The organism is Gallibacterium melopsittaci, assembly GCF_042433085.1.
GTDB lineage: Bacteria > Pseudomonadota > Gammaproteobacteria > Enterobacterales > Pasteurellaceae > Gallibacterium > Gallibacterium melopsittaci.
In genome coordinates, this window is record NZ_JBHLWA010000050.1 from 1 (window position 1) to 21,679 (window position 21,679).

Sequence of the window (21,679 nt, forward strand, 5' to 3'; positions counted from 1 at the left end):
AAAGTGGTTTAAAGCCTTGTACTATATGCTTTTAAACCACTTTTTACCAACTTTTTTGTCCTATATGCCAAAATAAATAATTTTACCTACTAACAACTCTTTAAACATAAATAAATGGCATAGTCACTTAACTATGCCATTATTCATTCAACTTAACTCTTACTATTTTTGTAGATCAATTTGGTACAACGCAAAACCTTGATCATCTTGTCCAACATTGTTCATTGGATATTGAGCTTGTTGTTGAATAAATTGTGCCGCTTTTTCAGATGGTGCAGTTTCAAATACAATTTCCGCTTTATTCTCAGGGATAGCTTTCAAACGCCAGTTATTATCCGCATGAGATTTCACTTCACCTTGTTCCTTGCTTACTCGACGAATATAATCGGCTAAAATAGTACGGTTCTCATCTGGTGAAGAAAAGGCAACTTGACTACCGTCAGTACCTGGGAATTTATTACCAAATGCACGATAGTTATTTGTTGCAATTAAGAATTGTTGTTGAGGATCGATTGGTTTGCCATTAAAGGTTAAGCCAACAATACGATGAGCTTCTTTATTAATAAGTTTGCAATCACCATCATAACGAGCAGGTTGTGTCACATCAATTTGATAATTCACGCCATCAATAACATCAAAATTATATGTACGGAAACCATCCCAATTCAATAATGCTTGGCGAGTAGCTTTAGTTGGATCAATTTGATTAAACTGTCCTGCCGAACATTCTAACCATTCTCTTACTTGTTCACCTGTTACTTTTAATGTCACTAAAGTATTTGGATAAAGATAAAGATCTGCTGCATTACGGAAAGTTAATTTACCCGCTTCTACTTCCGTATAACCATTAGGATCATCTTTACGTCCCCCCACTTTAAACGGTGCTGCTGCAGATAATACGGGTAATTTCGCCAAATCTGGATCACCTTGTACAAAACGTTTCACATAATCTTGTTGTGCTTGGTTCACAATTTGAATCGTTGGATCATCTTGTACCAATGCTAAATAGCTGTACATTTTTCCATCTGCTTTACCAATTGGTTGGTTTACGTAATCTCGTGTATGTTTATGATCTGCTTCTAATACTTTTACCATTGGCTTATATTCATCTGCCAATGCCTTTTTCGCTTTTGCGTCATAAATCGGACGGGCTTCCGCTTTTGCTTGTTGTACTACCCATTTGCCACTATTGTTATTTAAAGTTAAATCCATAACCCCAATATGGCTCCCCCAGCGGCCTGGCATCACTGCTGGAATACCATTTAATGTCCCTGTTACTACATCTGCACCTGGAATACTTGCAAAATCTTTACTTGGAAATACTGCATGAGCGTGGCCAAATGCAATCGCATCAATACCTTTCACTTGTGATAAATAATAAACAGAATTTTCTGCTAATGCTTGATAAGGTTCACTTGATAAACCAGAGTGAGCCACTGCAATAATAATATCCGCACCTTTTGCTTTCATTTCTGGGACTAAAGTTTTTGCGGTTTCTGTAATATCTTTCGTAACAACCTTACCATCTAAATTTTTCTTATCCCATGTCATAATTTGTGGCGGAACAAAACCAATATACCCAATTTTGACACTTTGTTTTTTACCATCTGTATCCGTAAATTTATATTCTTTAATGAGATATTGTTTGAAGTAAGGCTTACCTGTTTTCGCATCAAATACATTCGCATTCACATAAGGATATTTTGCACCTGATAATGCTTTACTCAAAAAACCTAAACCGTAATTAAATTCATGATTCCCGATATTACCAACATCATATTTCAATAAATTCATCGCTTTCATTACAGGATGAACTTCACCTTTCTTCAAACCTTTTGCTGCTGCATAGTCCCCCATTGGACTACCTTGAATCAAATCCCCATTATCAACTAACACACTATTTTGTGCCTGTTCTCGTGCTTTTAATACTAAATCTGCCGCACGTACTAAACCGATAGCACTAGACGGTGAATCTTTATAATAATCGTAATCCATCATATTAGCGTGTAAATCAGTCGTTTCAATCACACGCAAATTTAGTTCAGCAGCACTTACATATGCACTAACAAGTGAACCACCAAACAATGCTATCCATACAGGTTTTAATGAAAAACGCATTTTCTCCTCCAAGAGTCATTAATCAAAGTTATAGAAAAACGGCTATTGATTTTATGCCAAAGGCATTTCAGAATAAATAAAATTCATCAATTAAAATAAATAGTTAATTATTAGGGAAAACATTATGTTGAAATATAAGTTATTAGCAACGGATATGGATGGCACACTACTTGATAAGCAAAAAAATATCAGTATCCGTAATCAGCAAGCCATTCACGCAGCCAAACAAGCTGGCGTGAAAATTGTTTTAGCGTCTGGTCGCCCATTAGAGGGATTACAACCGTATCTACAACAACTTGATCTCCTTGGTGAAGATGATTATGTCCTATGCTTTAATGGTGCATTAGTACAACGTAGCGATGGCACAATTATTACTCGCCAAGAAATGACAGGAAAAGATTGCAAAATGTTGGTGGACTACGCAGAACAATTTGGCGTTTTTAATCATGCTTTTTCAGAAACTCGCGGGTTGATAGCCCCACATGCTAATCAATATAGTCAACATGATGCCGATATTAATCGTATTAATTTGAATATCATTAATTTCTCTATCTTAGCTGATGATGAGCCTGTGATTAAAACGATGTGGGTTGATCAACCTGAAAAATTAGATGCTGCACTAGCAAAACTGCCAACACACATTACAGAACAATATACCGTTGTACGTAGCACACCATTTTTCCTTGAATTTTTACCGCCTGCAGCCAATAAAGGAAGTGGTATTGATAAATTAGCACAACATTTAAATCTGCAAGCTGAAGAAATTATCTGTATCGGTGATGCTGGTAATGATTTACATATGATTGAATATGCTGGTTTAGGTGTTGCTATGGGAAATGCTACTGATGAAGTAAAAGCGATTGCTAATTATATTACTGCCGATAATCTGAACTCAGGGGTTGCAGAGGTCATTGAAAAATTCATTCTTCATCAAGAGTAAGGCAATATAATATGAAAAAACCAATTTGTGTTGTACTTAGCGGAGCAGGAATTAGTGCAGAAAGTGGTTTACCTACTTTCCGTGCTGAAGATGGACTTTGGGCTGGACATAAGATTGAAGAGGTTTGTACGCCTGAAGCACTACAACGCAATCCACAAAAAGTACTAGATTTTTATAATATGCGAAGACGTAATGCTGCAGAAGCACAACCTAACGCAGCTCATCTTGCTTTAGTGGAACTTGAAAAAGCATATCAAGTGAAAATTATCACTCAAAATGTTGATGATTTGCACGAACGTGCTGGTAGCCATGATGTATTACATCTACATGGCGAACTAAATAAAGCTCGAAGCAGTTTTGACCCTGATTACATTGTGCCTTGTTATAAAGATCAACAATTAACGGATCGTGATCCAAATGGTCATCCAATGCGCCCGCATATTGTGTTCTTTGGTGAAAATGTACCAATGCTCGATACGGCAATTGCATTAGTCGAAACAGCAGATATTGTAATGGTAATTGGTACATCCTTACAGGTTTATCCAGCCAATGGCTTAGTACATCAAGCCAAACCAACAGCCAAAATTTATTTAATTGATCCTCATCCCAATACAGGCTTTATTCAACGACCTGTTACTGTTGTGGCAAAAAAAGCAACACAAGGCGTTGTTGAAGTAGTAAAAAGACTATTAGCTGGAGAGGTAAATTGATAAGACAATCATTGCAAACGCAATCAGTCTAAAACATAAAAATTCGCCATGTCGGATTATCCTATCCAACATGGCGATTACAAATTAATACTTCCACATTAACTCAAACGTTTAACTTTGGCTTGTTTAATCATATTATCGCTAACCTCAAGAATTTTAATTTTGAGATTACCGATTTTCCATTCTGACCCTTCCTCTGGAATATCTTCTAAATGTTCCAGAATAAAACCATTAAATGTTCTCGCTTCATCCGTATCTAATTTCCAGTTAAACATTTTGTTTAAATCACGGATATTTGCTGAGCCATCAATTAATACGGTGCCATCTGATTGTTGCTGTACTTCATCCTCAATCGATGGAATATTGGAGGTTGTAAATTCCCCAACAATCTCTTCTAAAATATCTTCAAGCGTTACTAAACCTTTAATATCACCATATTCATCTACCACTAACCCAATTCGCTCCTTATTATTACGGAAATTCAGTAATTGGGCATTTAATGTTGTTCCTTCAGGAATAAAGTAGATTTCATCGGCAGCTCGCATTAATGTTTCTTTAGTAAATTCATTTGTATTTAACATTAAACGATAAGCCTCTCGAACTCGTAAAATCCCTAAAGCATTTTCATCCATATTCTCTTTATATAACACTACTCGGCTATGTGCAGCGTGATTTAATTGACGCATAATGGATTTCCAGTCGTCTTCAATATCAATCCCACCAATTTCATTACGAGGCACCATAATATCTTCAACAGTAACTTTTTCCATATCTAAAATCGACAACAGCATTTGTTGGTGATCATGAGGAATAAACTTACCCGATTCATTAACAATGGTACGTAACTCTTCAGCACTAATCGAATGTGATTTGATGTCAGGTTTTAATCCCATTAATTTCATTAACCCATTAGTAAAGAAATTCACAAAGTAAACTAACGGGATAAAAATTTTAATCAAAACAGTAAGGATATGACTGCTAAAAAAACTCACCTTTTCAGGATAAACCGCTGCTGCCGTTTTCGGGAAAATTTCAGAAAACACTAACATCACAAAAGTTAATACTCCTGTCGCTATTGCAACACCAGCATCGCCACCAAGGCGAAGCCCAATCATTGTTGCAATTGCCGATGCCATAATATTAACTAAGTTATTGAATATAAGAATAAAACTAAGCAGAATGTCCGTTTTCTTCAATAATTTTTCCGCTTTCTGTGCACCTCGATTGCCTTTTTCAGCTAAATAACGTACACGATAACGGTTGAGTGAAAGTAGTCCTGTTTCAGAACTGGAGAAATAAGCAGAAAGAATAAGTAACAACACTAATAACAGAAAGAGTGTACTTATGGGGATACTGTCCAAAATAAAATCCTATACAAAATTAATCATCCGATACAACAACGTCCTAAGTTTATGTTGTTGTATCACCAATATTGCACTATACGATCACTAAACGACTACCGAAATAGGCGAAAGTAAGCAAAATCATACCTGAAATTGTGTAAATTATCACTCTTTTTCCTCGCCAATACAGTTTATAGTGTCCAAATAACAAGATGCCAAACACAATCCAAGCAATAAAAGAAAAAATCGCTTTTTGAATTTGATCTACTGAGAAAAAGTTTGGTAGATAAATACTGCCACTGATTAAGGTAATACTTAATAGAATTTCACCTAAACCAAGTAATTGAAAAAGCTGTTTTTCTACTTTCATTAATGGGGGAATCATTGGAGAAAAAGTCATTTTTTTCTGTTTTAAATTACGATCTAACCAACCTAATTGTATAGCGTAAAGTGTACAAATCAAAAAGACTGCATAACTGAATAATGCCAATGTGATATGAAATAATAAACCACCATTTTCGCTTAAATGCTTAATAAAATTACCTGGAAAAAAAGTTGTTCCTACCAAGTTAATCACAGCAAAACAATACGCGATTGGTAAAACAAACCAGAGGGTATTAGTCCGCAAAATTGCAATAGTGACAAAAATACTCACTAATACAGAAATTAAAGAAGCAACGTTAAATAGAGTAAAGTTTTGCCCACCTGCAACAAAAAAAGCATTCGCTAAACTGATGATATGTAAAATGATAGCGGCAACTGCACTATGAAAAAGCCATTGCTTGCCCGACTGAGTAATGGTTGTCGTTTCACCTTGCTGCGCTTTCATTAATACTGGAGTAATCAATAAAATACTACTTAAATAAGCAACAATCGCTAACACACCAATCCATAACATAATTCTTGCTCTCTTCACAAACTTATAAGCGCTAAAAAGTTAGCAGTTTTTAGTTAAATTTTCCATAGGATTGTGCTGGAATGATGAAAAGAAACAATTTTTCGGTATAATGCCCTCTGTTTTTTGTTTATCTTTTCGATAGTGCCTAGCTAACTTATTGCACTATACCACCATCAAAATTCAGGAACTTCTATGTTTGAAAATTTATCAGATCGCCTTTCTCGTACATTACGAAATATCAGCGGGAAAGGTCGTTTAACCGAAGATAATATTAAAGAAACCCTACGTGAAGTACGTATGGCTTTATTAGAAGCTGATGTTGCCTTACCTGTCGTACGTGAATTTATTAATCAGGTGAAAGAACGTGCATTAGGTGTAGAAGTCAACAAAAGCCTCACGCCAGGACAAGAGTTTATTAAAATTGTTCAAGCCGAATTAGAAAAGGCAATGGGGGAAGCAAATGAAACCCTAAATCTTGCAACCCAACCACCAGCCGTCATTCTAATGGCAGGTTTACAGGGGGCAGGTAAAACCACCAGCGTAGGAAAACTAGCAAAATTCTTACAACAACGCCATAAGAAAAAAGTAATGGTTGTGTCTGCCGACGTTTACCGTCCAGCAGCGATTAAACAACTGGAAACCTTAGCTCAAACCGTAAATGCAACGTTCTTCCCGTCAGATGCTTCACAAAGTCCGATTGAGATTGCAAAAGCTGCTTTAGCTGAAGCAAAATTAAAATTCTTTGATGTATTAATTGTCGATACTGCTGGTCGCTTGCACGTTGATGAAGAAATGATGAATGAAATTAAACAAATTCATCAAGTCTTAAACCCAATCGAAACATTATTTACGGTTGATGCGATGACAGGGCAAGATGCAGCGAATACAGCAAAAGCCTTTAATGAAGCATTACCACTAACAGGGGTGATCTTAACTAAAGTCGATGGCGATGCTCGTGGCGGTGCGGCACTATCTATTCGTCAAATTACTGGTAAGCCGATCAAATTCTTAGGAATGGGAGAAAAAACAGATGCCTTAGAACCATTCTATCCAGATCGTATTGCCTCTCGTATTCTTGGTATGGGCGATGTCCTCTCATTAATTGAAGATCTACAACGTAATGTTGACCAAGAAAAAGCTGAACGGATGGCACAGAAATTTAAGAAAGGTGACGATTTTACCTTAGAAGATTTCCGTGAGCAGCTATTAGAAATGAAAAAAATGGGCGGCATGATGTCAATGTTAGATAAATTACCAGGTGTGCAAAATTTACCTGATCATGTCAAAAATCAAGTAGATGACAAGATGTTTCACCGTATGGAAGCAATGATCAATTCTATGACATTCAAAGAACGCCAAAATCCAGCGATTATCAAAGGTTCTCGTAAACGTCGTATTGCTGCAGGCTCTGGTACACAAGTGCAAGATCTTAATCGTATGTTGAAACAATTTGAAGAAATGCAACGTATGATGAAAAAAATGCGTAAAGGTGGAATGTCCAAGATGATGCGTGGTATGCAAGGATTAATGGGTGGCTTAGGTGGTCTAGGCGGAATGTTTAGGCGCTAACATCTTCTAATACATTTCCAACGGCATAAATGGATAATCTCTATTTATGCCGTTTTATTTTATGATGATTTATAGTCTATGAAATTTAGACAAAATTGCCAAAGAAAGCGTTGTAATAAGGATAGAAATAAGTGCATACATATACACACCATCCCATTCCCAAACATTTTTAATCATTACAACTGGAACACCTGCTAGGGCTGCACCAACATAACTAAATAATCCTCTAAATCCAGTTATAGAACCAGCTGCATCTTTATGTGTAACATCTAAACATCCAACAGCAAATAACATATGCGGCCCATAAAGAGCAAAGCCCATAATTGTAAATAAACAAGCAGTTAAGACATAAGAACTATCTTGAACAATCGGTACTAATACGATAGAAACACAAAGCATCAAAGCAAACATTAATCCCGTCATCCAACGATTACTTTTAAATAAAAAATCTGATAAATAACCTGCTATTAATCCTCCTGCCAATCCACCTGCTTCAAACCAAGTAATAATAGAGTTAGCTTTTACTAAATCCCAACCATGAGCTTGAACATAATAAATTTGAGGCCAGTCATTTAATATTGTCCGTGCAATATAAACACAAAGATCACCAACAATAATGACCCAAACTAATGGATTTTTAAGAATATATTTGAAGAAAATTTCCCAAAAACCAAGATTAGATGGACTTGCTTTAACTTGGGCTAACTCAGTTGGATCATTACGCCACTCACCGACTGATGGTAGTCCCTCTGATCCAGGACGATCTTTAATCATAATTAATGCAAATATTCCCATGATTAAAGAAATTGCACCTGGCACATAGAATCCCATTTTCCAACTTCCACTCCATGCTATCGCAACACTCGTCAATAATGGTGCTAAACTACCTCCAATATTATGTGCTGCCTCTACAATAGCCCACCAGCGTCCTCGTTCATTTTTTGAGAACCAAGATGCCATAATTTTTGCCATTGGTGGAAAACTTGTACCTTGTAAAATTGCATTTAATGCGTACAAAATATAAAAGGCTGTAATACTATCAGAGAAACCAAATAAGATATTTACAATACCTACGCCAATCAAAGCTGGACCTGTCATTGCACGTGGATTAATTTTATCTACAACCATTCCTCCAACGAATTTCATTGATCCATATAAAATATAGAAGATTGATGACATTACAGCAAAATGCTCTGCAGTTAGAGAGGTTTGCTCTAACATCATTGGTGCAGCTGCAGAAAAATTTTTCCTCGTCAGATAAAATACTGCATATGAAAGGAAAACAGCCGTCACAATTTCAATTCTAAATTTTTTATATGTTCGATCTACTTCAGCTTTGCTCATTACAACTGGTTTGTCCGGTTGATTAAAAAACCATGTTTTTAAACTCATATATCCCCCTTGTGATCATCAATATCTTCACTATCAATTAAGCACAAATAACAATAAAAAACCACATATTTATGAAAAAATTTCCAAACGTTAATAATATATAAAAAAATAGCCTCTTTTGAGAGGCTATCTTAAAAATAAACAAATTATTCTTTCTCTTGCGGTAATACTAAATTTAAGATTAATGCTAGCAATGACCCTACGGTAATACCTGAACCAAAGATTTCTTTAAAAAAGCTCGGTAACTTATCTAAAATCTCTGGACGAGTAGTTACAGCTAGCCCACAGCCAATAGAAATAGCGATAATTAAGCCATTACGTTTAGTACGTTCTACTTTATCTAGCATCTGAATACCTGCAGCAATAATCATGGCGAACATCATTAATCCTGCACCGCCTAATACAGGTAATGGAATCGAAACAATCAAGGCACCAAATACAGGAAATAATCCTGCTAGCACTAACAACCCTCCCGTCATAGCAACAACATAACGACTCGCGACGCCTGTTAATGAGATCACGCCAATATTTTGTGAGAAAGAGGAAAAAGGTGTTGTTGACATAATTGCCGCTAATGCGGAACCAACACCATCACATAACACGCCACGACGTAAATGATCTCCTGTAATTTCTGTTTTCGTTGCATTACCTAATGCTAAAAAATTCCCACTTGATTCAACAATGGTAACCAAATAAGCAATGCTCATACCAATAATCCCTGAAATAGGAAATGCTAAACCAAAATGTAATGGTTGTGGTAAAGCAAATACTTGAGCTTGTTTTACCCCATCAAAACTCACCCAGCCTAATGCTAATGCAACACAATATCCTGCTAACATTCCAATAACAATCGCAGCTGCAGAAAAAATCCCTTTGCCCCATTGCACTAAAATCACCACTAACGCTAAAACAAATAATGCCATCGTTAAGTTTTCAGGTGTTGCATATTGTGGTTCACCACGTTGTCCACCAGCAAACCAATCCACTGCAACAGGAATGAGGCTCAAACCTATCATAGTGACCACTGTTCCTGTTACAACAGGAGGAAATAATTTGCGAATGGATGGCATAAAGAAACTACCAATAATCATCACTAAGGAACCAACCAGTGATGCCCCTAAAATGCCAGCTACACCATCTTGACTAAAACCAATCGCTAAGGCTGCTGCAACAAAGGTAAAACTCGTTCCCATTACACTTGGCAAACGGATACCAATCGGACCAACGCCAAGACATTGCACTATGGTTACAACTCCAGAAATCAACAAAGCGGCATTCACTAATACAATCGTATCTGGTGTTGGTAAATGTAATACATTGCCGATAACTAATGGGACAGCAATAATACCGCCAAGTGCGGCTAATAGATGTTGTGCTGCTAATAATAAACCTAAACTAAATGGCGGTTTATCTTCAACAGTGAAAAGTAATTTATTATTCATATGTTCCTTAATTGAGTGAGATTAAATAGAAATTGGGGAGTGCGATTATATGCTTGTCTTACAATATAAGCAAACGTTTGCGTAAATTTAATAATAAGGGGTTACAGCAAGAATTTTTAAAGCCATATATAATAAGTATCTTATTATCATTTTTTAGGGGAAATTTATGCAAGAAAAATTAATTGCTTATAAAACGATGCCTGTTTGGAATACAAAAACCTTACCTGCAATGTTTCAAGAAAAGCACAATACTAAAGTCGGCACTTGGGGACAATTACGTGTATTAAAAGGAAAATTAAAATTCTACTTCTTAAATGAAGATGGGAATGTACTTTCTGAACATTTATTTACGCCAGAAAGTAATATTCCACTGGTTGAGCCGCAAGTTTGGCACCGTGTGGAAGCCTGTTCAGATGATTTAGAATGTCAACTTTCATTCCTATGTCGCCAATCTGATTATTTCAGTAAAAAATACAACCTCACAGCAACCCATTCTGAAGTTAAAGCTGCCAGCGAATTATTAACGCCCTGCAAAGTGCTTGATTTAGGTTGTGGTCAAGGAAGAAATAGCTTATATCTCAGTATGTTAGGTTATGATGTTACTTCATGGGATCATAATCCAAACAGTATTCAATTTTTAAATGAGATGGCAGAAAAAGAAAAATTACCAGTAAAAACAGCAATATACGATATTAATAGTGCCAATATTCAAGAAAATTATGATTTTATTGTTTCTACTGTGGTCTTTATGTTCCTAAATGCCCAAGCAGTACCAAACATTATTAACAATATGCAACAACATACTAATGTTGGTGGTTATAATTTGATTGTTGCGGCAATGGATACCGCTGATGTACCATGTCCAATGCCATTCTCATTTACCTTTAAAGAGGGTGAATTACGCCAATATTATCAAGGTTGGGAGTTGATTAAATATCAAGAAGAAATGGGAGAGTTACATAAAACAGATATTCATGGTAATCGAATCAAAATGAAATTTGTCACTATGTTAGCCAAAAAAGTCGCTTAAAAATTTTATCCTAATCTTTTTCACCAACAATCAAGCGTGCTAGACTGTATAAAACATCAGTATTAACAAGAGGAAAGAAATGAACGCTTGGCAAAAATTAGTCTTATTCTTAAGTTTGATTGTTGGTGGACAAGTTTATGCAGCAAACACTCAATCACAACCTACCACTCCATCAAAAAATACCTTTACCGATAAATACACATTGCAACGCCAACAATATCAAGAATTGATGCAATTTCTTAGTGGTGAAGTAAGTGATAATAGTATTGCCCTTGCCACGCAATTATTACCTAGTTTACAAGATTATCCATTATATCCTTATGCTTGGTATCGAACATTAATTAAACAAACCATCATCCAACCCGAAGAATTACAACAGTTCCTCACCAAAAATACTGACTTTCCCCTTAATAACACTTTAATTGATCAATTCTACCAAAAAATCTTTCAACAACAGGATTGGACATTATTAGCAAAGACTAAAACAACAATTCCAGCACAAAATGTCACCCAGCAATGTATTCAACTATTTGCAAAGCAAAAACTATCTGCCAATAACACTGCCGAACTTAATCAAATCTGGCAAGCTACGAAAACATTGTGGCTATCTGGTGATAATTTAGCAAAACAGTGTGTTCCTTTATTTCAGGCTTGGCAACAAGCAGGAAATTTAACAGAAGGATTAATCCAACAGCGTGCCGAATTAGCAATAGATGCACAAAATCGTAGTTTACTCAATTATTTGCAAGGACTAACTCAAGATAAAGCAACAAAACAACAGTTAAAAGAATGGCTGACTTTATTAAATCAACCACAAAATATTGACAAGATTAGCGAAAATTGGCCGATTACAAAGCAAAATAAACAAATTCTATTAACGAATTTACCTCGTTATTTTAAAACGATTCCTGAACAAAATTTAGACTTTATAAAATTACAACAGCAATTAACACAGTGGCAACAGAAATGGCAATTCTCGAATGATGAATTAGATCACCTTAAACGAGCCATCCTGCAACAATTCTTTGATAATACGCAGCCACAATGGTTAGCTTGGAGAGATCAACAAATTCGTCAATTAAAAAATGATGCATTAACTGAACGCCGTTTAAGAGTTGCTATCCGCCAACAACAACCTTTATCTGAGTGGTTAGCTTTACTTTCAACGAATACCGCTAATAAAGATGAATGGCGTTATTGGCAAGCTTGGCAATGGCAACAACAAGGTAAGAAAGCAGAAGCTCAAACAATATGGCAACAATTAAGTCAACAACGTGGTTTTTATGCTCTATTAGCAGCTGAAACACTAGGTATTAACTACCAACCAGCTATGCAAGATTTACCGCAACCAATTACGTTTGATTCATTATGGCAATACCCTAATATTGCACAAGCCATCACTCGTATTACAGAATTACGCAATTTTCGTTATCTTGATGACGCTTATACCGAATGGACGTTTTTATTAAACAACACTTCCTCACAACAAGCATTACTACTAAGTGAATATGCCTTACACCAACAATGGTTCGATCTCACTGTCGCCGCAACAATCAAAGCTCAAGCATGGGATTATATTCGCTTACGTTTGCCATTAGCGTATCAACAATGGTTCACAATTAATGTAATAAATAAAGGTATCTCTCCCTCATTTGCGATGGCGATTGCACGACAAGAAAGTGCTTGGCGACCAAATGTACGCTCTTCCGCCAATGCGATTGGCTTAATGCAACTTTTACCAAGTACAGCAAAAAGCACTGCTCAACAGGCGCAATACAGCCCTCAACAAGCCAATAAACTCACCGATCCATTAACAAATATTTTGTTAGGTACGGCTCATTTAGCACAATTAGCGGAAAAATATGGTGATAATCGATTGTTAATTGCAGCCGCTTATAATGCTGGTGCAAATAATGTCGATCGTTGGTTAACCGAAAACAATGGTAAATTGTCAATGGCAGAATTTATTGCTTCCATTCCGTTTTATGAAACACGCAACTATGTACAAAATGTCGTTAGCTACGACTATTACTACCAACTCTTAAATAAGCAGGTTGCAAAAAAATTCAGCAAAGCAGAAACTGATCGTTTATACTAGTATAATAGTAAATAAAAGGAGCAAACTATGTATATTAGTCGAGATTTAGAACAATGGCAGCAAGTCTTAGATTTTTTAAGAAATGGTTTTGCAGCAGGAAAAGAACAAGAAATATTGATGATGTTACTCACACCTGATGAACGTGATTCATTAGGGTTACGTTTACAAATTGTCAAACAACTGCTTGATAAAAAACTTTCACAGCGAGAAATACAACAAAATCTTAATACAAGCGTTGCCACAATCACTCGTGGTTCAAATTTAATTAAGAGTATTGAACCTGATTTTTTACAATGGGTTAAAACACAGCTGAATGTTGAAGATTAAATCTCTGATTTCACCACGTTTTCGATTACGTTTAGCGAAAATAATCATTTCGCTAATTGCTGTATTTTTTTGTTTCGTTATTATTTTTCGTTTTTTGCCTGTACCTTATTCTACTTATATGTTGCAAAAAACGGCAGAAAACCTTTTTAATGATAATTATCACACACAACATAAATGGGTTAGTTTAGATAATATCTCGCCTGCAATGCAATTAGCCGTGATTGCAGCAGAAGATCAACGTTTTCCTGAACATTGGGGATTTGATATTGATGCTATTGAAAAAGCATTCAAGCATAATCAATCCTCTAAACGAACTCGTGGAGCATCTACTATTTCTCAACAAACAGCCAAAAATTTATTCTTGTGGTCTGATCGTAGTTGGATTCGTAAAGGGTTAGAAATTCCCGTTACCCTAAGTTTAGAACTTTTTTGGTCAAAACAGCGTATTCTTGAAGTCTATTTAAATATTGCTGAATTTGGACCTGGGATTTTTGGTGTAGAAGCAGCAAGTCAGTATTATTTTAAAAAAAGTGCATTAAAATTAACTCGTTATCAAGCTGCATTACTTGCAGCAGTTTTACCAAATCCGATACTCTATCGAGTAAACCGACCATCTGCTTATGTTCAATCTCGACAAAGTTGGATTTTAAGACAAATGCAATTACTCGGGAATAATTATCTGGAAAGACTCGATTAATCTCAAAAGGAGGAAAAAACTATGAGTATTTTAGTTACAGGTGCATCAGCTGGTTTTGGTGCAGCAACTTGCCGAGCTTTTGTTAAAGCTGGCTATTCTGTGATTGGTGCCGCTCGTCGTTTAGAAAAGTTACAACAATTACAACAAGAACTTGGTGATAAATTTTATCCACTTGTCATGGATGTTTCAGATCAAAAATCAATTGATGCTGGATTATCTTCACTACCAATCGAATGGAAAACAATTGACCTTTTAGTAAATAATGCTGGGCTAGCATTAGGATTAGAACCTGCTTATCAAGCTAACTTCACTGACTGGAAAACGATGATAGATACGAATGTGCTTGGTTTAGCCTATTTGACTCATCAAGTATTGCCGCAAATGGTCGAACGGAATAAAGGAATGATTGTTAATCTTGGTTCTATCGCTGGAACTTACCCTTATCCAGGTGGAAATATTTATGGTGCAACTAAAGCCTTTGTTAAACAATTTAGCTTAAACTTACGTGCTGATCTATCTGGTACGGCAATCCGTGTGTCCAATATTGAACCTGGTTTATGTGGAGGAACGGAATTTTCTAATGTTCGTTTCAAAGGCGATGATGAACGTGCAGCTAAAGTATATGAAGGTGTTGATTACATTCAACCAGAAGATATAGCTAATACTATTTTATGGATTTATCAACAACCAGCTCATGTCAACATTAATTCAATTGAAATTATGCCTGTTGCGCAAAGCTTTTCAGCACTAAAAGTTGCCAAGAAATAAATATAAGATAAAGGGCTAAACATTTCAGATATTAGCCCTTTATTTTATGTAAATATCATATTGTTATAAATCCTGATCTAGATTTGCCAACTTTTCTTGTTTTGTATGATAGAAATACAGATAAATTAATCCAACTGGTGCAATTGCCCAACTAAAAGCAAAACATAAGCCAATAGTCATAATTTTTATAGAGAACATCAATAAAATATTCACAAAAAATACATTATCGCCAAAAATATATCCAACAATAGATTCATATACAAAGCGTGAATATGGATAAAGTAATAGTAATCCTGTTAGCATTAATGTGATTAGTATAAATTTATGATCAATAACACCTTTATTTGCATTGAATATCGTTACTTCTAACAAGATATATAACAGTGATCCAAAAAATAGATTTCTGAAATAATAAGCCTTACTTAATCCACCAAATGTTTTCCCAATAAATGACATATCTCTCCCCTTATATTTTGGATATGTACTTTCATTAAAAATTAAATCTATGATTGATGCAATCAATTTATTTGCTGGTGTTTAATTTATACTGCTATCATCATAATCACGAAAATAAAAAAGAGGCTTTGTAGCCTCTTTTCTCATCTTTTAAAATATAACTTACTCCGTTTTGTTGGATGAATCATCTTGATCTTCTGAAACCTTATCATTCAACTCAGTTTCTTTGTGCGCTTTATTTTCAGATGATTTTTCTTCTTTATCCGCTGGTTTAACCTTTTCTACCCAACCTGCTGGAGGAGTAACCTCTTGACGTTCCATTAATTGTTTAATTTGTGGTTCATCAATTGTTTCATATTTCACTAACGCATCTTTCATCGCATGTAAAATATCCATATTATCAACTAATAATTGATGCGCACGTTGATAGTTCCGTGACACAATATCACGAACTTCTTCATCAATCGTATGTGCAGTTTCATCTGACATATGTTTTGCTTTCGCCATAGAACGACCTAAGAAAACTTCACCTTCATTTTCAGCATAAAGAATTGGACCTAACTTACTTGAGAAGCCCCATTCAGTCACCATTTTGCGTGCAATATTCGTTGCAACCTGAATGTCATTTGACGCACCAGTAGACACATTCTCATCACCATAAATTAATGCTTCTGCAATACGTCCTGCATATAACGTAGAAAGTTTACTTTCTAATTGCTTTTGACTAATACTAATTTGATCACCTTCAGGTAAGAAGAAAGTTACCCCTAATGCTCGTCCGCGAGGAATAATCGTTACTTTATGCACTGGATCATGTTCTGGTACCAAATACCCAACAATAGCATGTCCAGCTTCATGATAAGCAGTAGATTCTTTTTGCTTATCTGTCATCATCATAGTACGGCGTTCTGGTCCCATATTGATCTTATCTTTAGCTTTTTCAAATTCGATCATAGTAACCAATCGTTTATTAGTACGAGCTGCAAATAACGCTGCTTCATTTACTAAGTTTGCTAGGTCTGCACCTGAATAACCTGGTGTACCTCGTGCAATTGTCATCGCATCAACATCTCCTGCCAATGGAATCTTACGCATATGTACTTTCAAAATTTGTTCACGACCACGTACATCAGGTAAACCAACAACAACTTGACGGTCAAAACGACCTGGACGAGTTAACGCTGGATCAAGAACATCTGGACGGTTGGTTGCAGCAATAACAATAACACCTTCATTCCCTTCAAAGCCATCCATCTCAACCAGCATTTGGTTTAAAGTTTGTTCACGTTCATCATGACCACCACCTAAACCAGCACCACGCTGACGACCAACAGCATCAATTTCATCAATAAAAATCAAACAAGGCGCAGCTTTCTTCGCTTGTTCAAACATATCACGAACACGAGAAGCCCCTACCCCAACAAACATTTCCACGAAATCCGATCCTGAAATGGTAAAAAATGGTACTTTTGCTTCACCTGCAATAGCTTTAGCTAATAAAGTTTTACCTGTTCCTGGAGGACCAACCATTAAAATACCTTTTGGAATTTTTCCTCCTAGCTTTTGGAATTTGCTTGGATCACGTAAGAAATCAACAATCTCACCAACTTCTTCTTTCGCTTCATCGCAGCCAGCTACATCAGCAAAAGTTGTTTTAATTTGTTCTTGAGTCATCATTCTGGCACGGCTTTTACCAAACTTCATAGCACCGCCGCCACCACCTTGCATCTGACGCATAAAGAAGATCCAAACACCAATCAAAAGTAGCATTGGGAACCAAGAAATTAAGATTTGAGCAAATAATCCTCGTTTTTCTGGAGGTGTGCCAGCAACCTTAACATCTTTCTTTAACAGATCATCTAGTACTTTATCATCATATAATGGCATAACTGTTTGGTATTTATCGCCATTTTTCTTTGTAACAGTAATTTCATTACCATCAAATACGGTTTCTGAAATTTGATTATTACCAATATCAGTAATAAATGTAGAATAATCTATCGAATCTCTCGAACTGCTAGAAAAACCTTGGAAAACTGTCATTAACACAACGGCTACGACACTCCAAAGCATGATATTTTTAAGCATATTATTATTTTTCAAGGTAAATCCCCGTTTATATTTGTTTGATTAAAAAATGGTTTTCTTTGTGGCTAAAGTTTATACCCAGTTGCAACAATATAGACTTCCCGAGAACGATCTCTTGATGCCTCTGGTTTGCGTACTTTTACATTTTTAAATAATGAGCGAATTTCTCGTAGATATTCATCAAAGCCCTCTCCTTGAAATACTTTCACCACAAAACTCCCTTGTGAAGCAAGAACTTGCTTACACATATCTAAAGCTAACTCGACAAGATACATTGCACGCGGAATATCTACTGAAGGCATACCACTAAAATTTGGTGCCATATCAGACATCACAACATCAACTTTGTTCTCGCCAATCTTATCTAGCAATGTATTTAAAACTTTTTCTTCACGGAAATCGCCTTGTAAGAAATCAACTCCAACAATTGGATCCATATCTAAAATATCACAAGCGATAACCCGGCCTTTTTGTCCAATTTGAGTCACAACATATTGTGACCAACCACCAGGGGCAGCACCAAGATCTACCACGGTCATATTTGGCTTAAATAATTTATCCGTTTTTTGAATTTCATCTAATTTAAAATAAGCTCGTGAACGCAATTTTTGCTTATGAGCTTGCTGAACAAATTTATCTTTGAAGTGTTCGTTGAGCCAACGAGTAGAGCTAGCAGAACGTTTTTTCTTACCCATAACTACTTAAAACTAAAACTTATTACTTTACTATCAAAAAATACCGATACTATATGATGATTATTACCTAAATTTCAAGGTAAAGTGATGTAAATTAAACGAATGCAGCAATAGGTAAGACAATTATATCGAATTATTATTAAATTAGATGTCTATCCAGTAATTTTTAGCGAATGCCTTTCTATTTTTTTCATAACTGTTTAAAATGGCACGTTTTACAAATTATGACTTAAAGGATCAATATGTCACTTACTCTTTCAACAAAACAAAAGCAATATTTAAAAGGTTTAGCACATCACCTAAATCCTGTTGTTTTATTGGGCGGAAATGGCCTCACTGAAGGTGTTATTGCTGAAATTGATAATGCACTCAACCACCACGAATTGATTAAAGTAAAAATTTCTGGTGTAGAACGCGAAGATAAAGAATTAGTTACTGCTGCAATCGTACGTGAGACAGGAGCTTGTGCCGTACAACGTATTGGCCATATTTTAGTTCTTTATCGTCCAAGTGATGAACCAACAATTATCTTACCAAAAAAATAATTTTATATATCTAAAAAAGAAAGCTTCTTAAACCTAATCGAATAAGAAGCTTTTTGATTTCAGGTAGTCTACTACTTATTTTAAATAACTACGTAATAGTTCTGCTTTATCAGTACGTTCCCAAGGGAATTGTTCTCGACCAAAATGCCCATATGCTGCAGTTTGACGATAAATTGGTTGGATTAAATCTAACATTTTAATCAAACCATATGGACGTAAATCAAAATGTTCACGAACCAATTTCACTAATAACTCATTATCAATTTTACCAGTACCAAACGTTTCAATCATAATTGATGTCGGTTCTGCCACCCCGATTGCATATGATAATTGAATTTCACAACGATCAGCTAAGCCCGCAGCAACAATATTTTTTGCCACATAACGTGCTGCATATGCCGCAGAACGGTCAACCTTAGAAGGATCTTTACCTGAGAATGCCCCACCACCATGACGAGCAGCGCCACCATAAGTATCAACAATAATTTTACGTCCTGTTAAACCACAATCTCCCATTGGCCCACCGATAACGAAGCGACCAGTAGGATTAATAAAATACTTAGTATTTGCAGATAACCATTGCTCTGGTAATACTGGTTTAATAATTTCTTCCATGATACCTTCACGTAAATCTTTCTCGCTTACACTGTCTGCATGCTGACTGGAAAGAACCACAGTATCAATACCTTGGATTTTTCCATCTTCATATATAAAAGTAATTTGGCTTTTCGCATCTGGGCGTAACCATGGTAAAACACCACTACGGCGGACTTCTGCTTGTTTTTCCATTAAACGATGAGCATAAGTAATTGGCGCTGGCATCAATACTTCTGTTTCATTTGTAGCATAACCAAACATGATTCCCTGATCTCCTGCACCTTGATCGAGAGGATTTTCTCTATCTACACCTTGATTAATATCAGAAGATTGTTTACCAATACCATTCAGGACTGCACAAGAATGCCCATCAAATCCCATTTCTGATGAAGTATAACCAATATCACAGATCACTTGACGAGCTAGGTGTTCAATATCCACCCATGCGGAAGTTGTGATCTCTCCACCAATCAATGCCATTCCTGTTTTTACATAGGTTTCACACGCAACACGTGCTTTAGGATCTTGCTTTAAAATTTCATCTAAAACTGCATCTGAAATCTGATCTGCAATTTTATCTGGATGTCCTTCAGACACAGATTCAGAAGTGAATAAATATTTTGACATGAAAATTCCTTATTAAAATTTAAGTTATAAATTTCAATTTATCTTAATAATAAATAAGTAGAAAACATTAAAGGGAGGTTATTAAATAGATGTTTTTACTTCTAGACGGCTATAATACCGTTTATTTTACATTTGACAAGTAATTTTTTAGTTAGTTATTGATTATCTAATAAGTTTGCATTCTCATAAAAATTAGATGATCGCCGAAACGATCATCATAATTAAGAGAATCTTTATAATCTTTTATTTAACTGTTGTTCAACTTTTTTCCTCTCCCATTCATCATCAAGCCACATAGGAACTACCCAAACGCGAATAGCTTTGATCAATATACCTATTCCCCATCCAACAATAACCCAAATTACCCACCAATAATCTGGTGTCACTATTAAATTAATCAGAAATAGTAAAAAGTTTATGACAACATAAATACTTAATTGGATATAAAAGTCTCTTATCTGACGTACTTTCTTTAACGCTATATTTATTTCAGGTGTCATCATAGAATGATCCTCATTTTCCACAGGTGGTTGTTGTAGAGTTGCAATACTGACCTGAAATACTGCTGCTAAAGCAGCCCACGTTTCCAAACCAACACGATCCCCCTTTTCCACTCGATAGATTGTACGTGTAGATAACCCTGTTAGTTCCGCTAATGTTTCTTGAGTCCAGCCATTTTTTTCTCGCCAAATCTTGACAGAGTTCATACATAGAAACCTCTTATTAATAAAGTTCATATCACATCATAAATAAAACGTTAAAAATAAGCGAACAACATACATTAAAATTTAACGCGCAGCAGATATTCTCACTTTATAAAAAGTTTAACCATGACAATTATCAGACAAAAAACTGACATTATCATGAATTAGGAAAACAGAATAACAAATGTATATCGCATATTAGGAAAAGCCAATTTATCAACTTAATAGACATAAGGGATGAGATGTGTGGTATGGCGAATAACATAATAAAATAATGCAAAAAAAAAACGCTAACCTACTGGTTAGCGTTCTTCCTTCTCTTTATTCAAAACCTGGCAGTGACCTACTCTCACATGGGAAACTCCCACACTACCATCGGCGTGACAACATTTCACTTCTGAGTTCGGCATGGATTCAGGTGGGCCTATTGCACTCTCGCCGCCAGGATAATTCGGCTTTTTCTCTTATCTTGTCTTGTCTTTTCTTCTGTTTTTTTTGTTCTGTTCTTCTTCCCTTCAACGTCCCATACAAGCTTTCTACTGATTCTCTTTTTTAGCTTTTTTCGCTTTCTTATTTCTTTTTTCGATTCTCGCTTTAGGCTAAAACCCTTCAGCGTTGTATAGTTAAGCCTCTCG

19 protein-coding genes and 1 rRNA gene are annotated in these 21,679 nt (G+C 35.7%); 9 read left to right on the forward strand and 11 right to left on the reverse strand.

Translation table 11 applies throughout. The annotated features are described in order from the left end of the window. Positions 1–162 precede the first annotated feature (162 nt). Positions 163–2,118 carry a 2',3'-cyclic-nucleotide 2'-phosphodiesterase gene (cpdB, locus tag ACFFHT_RS10845; protein ID WP_382376151.1) on the reverse strand — a complete coding sequence of 652 codons (1,956 nt, stop codon included), beginning with the start codon at positions 2,116–2,118 and terminating at the stop codon, positions 163–165. A 124-nt stretch (positions 2,119–2,242) separates the two neighbouring features. Between cpdB and ACFFHT_RS10850 the strand changes: the two genes are divergently transcribed. Then, positions 2,243–3,058 (forward strand): Cof-type HAD-IIB family hydrolase, encoded by an 816-nt coding sequence (locus ACFFHT_RS10850; RefSeq protein ID WP_382376153.1) that lies wholly within the window; start codon positions 2,243–2,245, stop codon positions 3,056–3,058. 11 nt (positions 3,059–3,069) lie between these two features. Continuing rightward, positions 3,070–3,768: an SIR2 family NAD-dependent protein deacylase gene (locus ACFFHT_RS10855; protein ID WP_382376155.1), complete on the forward strand. Its 699-nt coding sequence runs from the start codon at positions 3,070–3,072 to the stop codon at positions 3,766–3,768. 98 nt (positions 3,769–3,866) lie between these two features. On the opposite strand, the gene ACFFHT_RS10860 is transcribed toward ACFFHT_RS10855, so the two are convergent. Then, on the reverse strand, positions 3,867–5,129 hold the full coding sequence (locus tag ACFFHT_RS10860) for an HlyC/CorC family transporter (protein ID WP_382376157.1): 1,263 nt from the start codon (positions 5,127–5,129) through the stop codon (positions 3,867–3,869). 76 nt (positions 5,130–5,205) lie between these two features. Then, on the reverse strand, positions 5,206–6,009 hold the full coding sequence (locus tag ACFFHT_RS10865; protein WP_382376159.1) for a cytochrome C assembly family protein: 804 nt from the start codon (positions 6,007–6,009) through the stop codon (positions 5,206–5,208). A gap of 192 nt (positions 6,010–6,201) precedes the next feature. Between ACFFHT_RS10865 and ffh the strand changes: the two genes are divergently transcribed. Further along, the gene (ffh, locus tag ACFFHT_RS10870; protein ID WP_382376161.1) at positions 6,202–7,578 is read left to right on the forward strand and encodes a signal recognition particle protein; all 1,377 of its coding nucleotides are present in this window, start codon (positions 6,202–6,204) and stop codon (positions 7,576–7,578) included. A gap of 69 nt (positions 7,579–7,647) precedes the next feature. On the opposite strand, the gene ACFFHT_RS10875 is transcribed toward ffh, so the two are convergent. Beyond that, entirely contained in the window at positions 7,648–8,970 is a 1,323-nt protein-coding gene (locus ACFFHT_RS10875; RefSeq protein ID WP_382376163.1) for an MFS transporter, read from the reverse strand. 146 nt (positions 8,971–9,116) lie between these two features. Beyond that, positions 9,117–10,412: a nucleobase:cation symporter-2 family protein gene (locus ACFFHT_RS10880; RefSeq protein ID WP_382376165.1), complete on the reverse strand. Its 1,296-nt coding sequence runs from the start codon at positions 10,410–10,412 to the stop codon at positions 9,117–9,119. Between the two features lie 166 nt (positions 10,413–10,578). Here ACFFHT_RS10880 and tehB point away from each other — a divergent pair, with 166 nt between their 5' ends. The 5 genes from tehB (at position 10,579) to ACFFHT_RS10905 (ending at position 15,332) form a co-directional block, all read left to right on the forward strand. Next, entirely contained in the window at positions 10,579–11,442 is an 864-nt protein-coding gene (gene tehB / locus ACFFHT_RS10885; protein WP_382376167.1) for an SAM-dependent methyltransferase TehB, read from the forward strand. A 79-nt stretch (positions 11,443–11,521) separates the two neighbouring features. Then, positions 11,522–13,540 carry a transglycosylase SLT domain-containing protein gene (locus tag ACFFHT_RS10890; protein WP_382376169.1) on the forward strand — a complete coding sequence of 673 codons (2,019 nt, stop codon included), beginning with the start codon at positions 11,522–11,524 and terminating at the stop codon, positions 13,538–13,540. A gap of 27 nt (positions 13,541–13,567) precedes the next feature. Next, positions 13,568–13,867 (forward strand): trp operon repressor, encoded by a 300-nt coding sequence (gene trpR, locus ACFFHT_RS10895; RefSeq protein WP_382376171.1) that lies wholly within the window; start codon positions 13,568–13,570, stop codon positions 13,865–13,867. After that, positions 13,854–14,564, forward strand: a complete 711-nt coding sequence (mtgA, locus tag ACFFHT_RS10900) for a monofunctional biosynthetic peptidoglycan transglycosylase (protein ID WP_382376173.1) — start codon at positions 13,854–13,856, stop codon at positions 14,562–14,564. The genes trpR and mtgA overlap by 14 nt, the downstream gene beginning before the upstream one ends. A gap of 21 nt (positions 14,565–14,585) precedes the next feature. Continuing rightward, positions 14,586–15,332, forward strand: coding sequence for an SDR family oxidoreductase (locus ACFFHT_RS10905; RefSeq protein WP_382376174.1), 747 nt, complete (start codon positions 14,586–14,588; stop codon positions 15,330–15,332). A gap of 63 nt (positions 15,333–15,395) precedes the next feature. On the opposite strand, the gene ACFFHT_RS10910 is transcribed toward ACFFHT_RS10905, so the two are convergent. The 3 genes from ACFFHT_RS10910 to rlmE all read right to left on the reverse strand — a co-directional run bounded on the left by ACFFHT_RS10910 (position 15,396) and on the right by rlmE (position 18,571). After that, complete coding sequence (locus ACFFHT_RS10910) at positions 15,396–15,788, reverse strand: hypothetical protein (protein ID WP_382376176.1); 393 nt, start codon at positions 15,786–15,788, stop codon at positions 15,396–15,398. Between the two features lie 162 nt (positions 15,789–15,950). Further along, complete coding sequence (gene ftsH / locus ACFFHT_RS10915; RefSeq protein ID WP_382376178.1) at positions 15,951–17,876, reverse strand: ATP-dependent zinc metalloprotease FtsH; 1,926 nt, start codon at positions 17,874–17,876, stop codon at positions 15,951–15,953. Between the two features lie 65 nt (positions 17,877–17,941). Beyond that, positions 17,942–18,571 carry a 23S rRNA (uridine(2552)-2'-O)-methyltransferase RlmE gene (gene rlmE / locus ACFFHT_RS10920; protein WP_382376179.1) on the reverse strand — a complete coding sequence of 210 codons (630 nt, stop codon included), beginning with the start codon at positions 18,569–18,571 and terminating at the stop codon, positions 17,942–17,944. A gap of 242 nt (positions 18,572–18,813) precedes the next feature. On the opposite strand from rlmE, the gene yhbY reads away from it, so the two are divergent. Next, complete coding sequence (gene yhbY, locus ACFFHT_RS10925) at positions 18,814–19,116, forward strand: ribosome assembly RNA-binding protein YhbY (protein WP_382376181.1); 303 nt, start codon at positions 18,814–18,816, stop codon at positions 19,114–19,116. Between the two features lie 75 nt (positions 19,117–19,191). Here the strand turns inward: yhbY and metK are convergent, their stop codons facing one another. The 3 genes from metK to rrf form a co-directional block, all read right to left on the reverse strand. Next, complete coding sequence (gene metK / locus ACFFHT_RS10930) at positions 19,192–20,340, reverse strand: methionine adenosyltransferase (RefSeq protein WP_382376183.1); 1,149 nt, start codon at positions 20,338–20,340, stop codon at positions 19,192–19,194. Positions 20,341–20,573: 233 nt separating this feature from the next. Continuing rightward, positions 20,574–21,047 carry a 2TM domain-containing protein gene (locus ACFFHT_RS10935; RefSeq protein ID WP_382376185.1) on the reverse strand — a complete coding sequence of 158 codons (474 nt, stop codon included), beginning with the start codon at positions 21,045–21,047 and terminating at the stop codon, positions 20,574–20,576. A 327-nt stretch (positions 21,048–21,374) separates the two neighbouring features. Further along, positions 21,375–21,490, reverse strand: a 5S ribosomal RNA gene (rrf, locus tag ACFFHT_RS10940). Positions 21,491–21,679 lie beyond the last annotated feature (189 nt).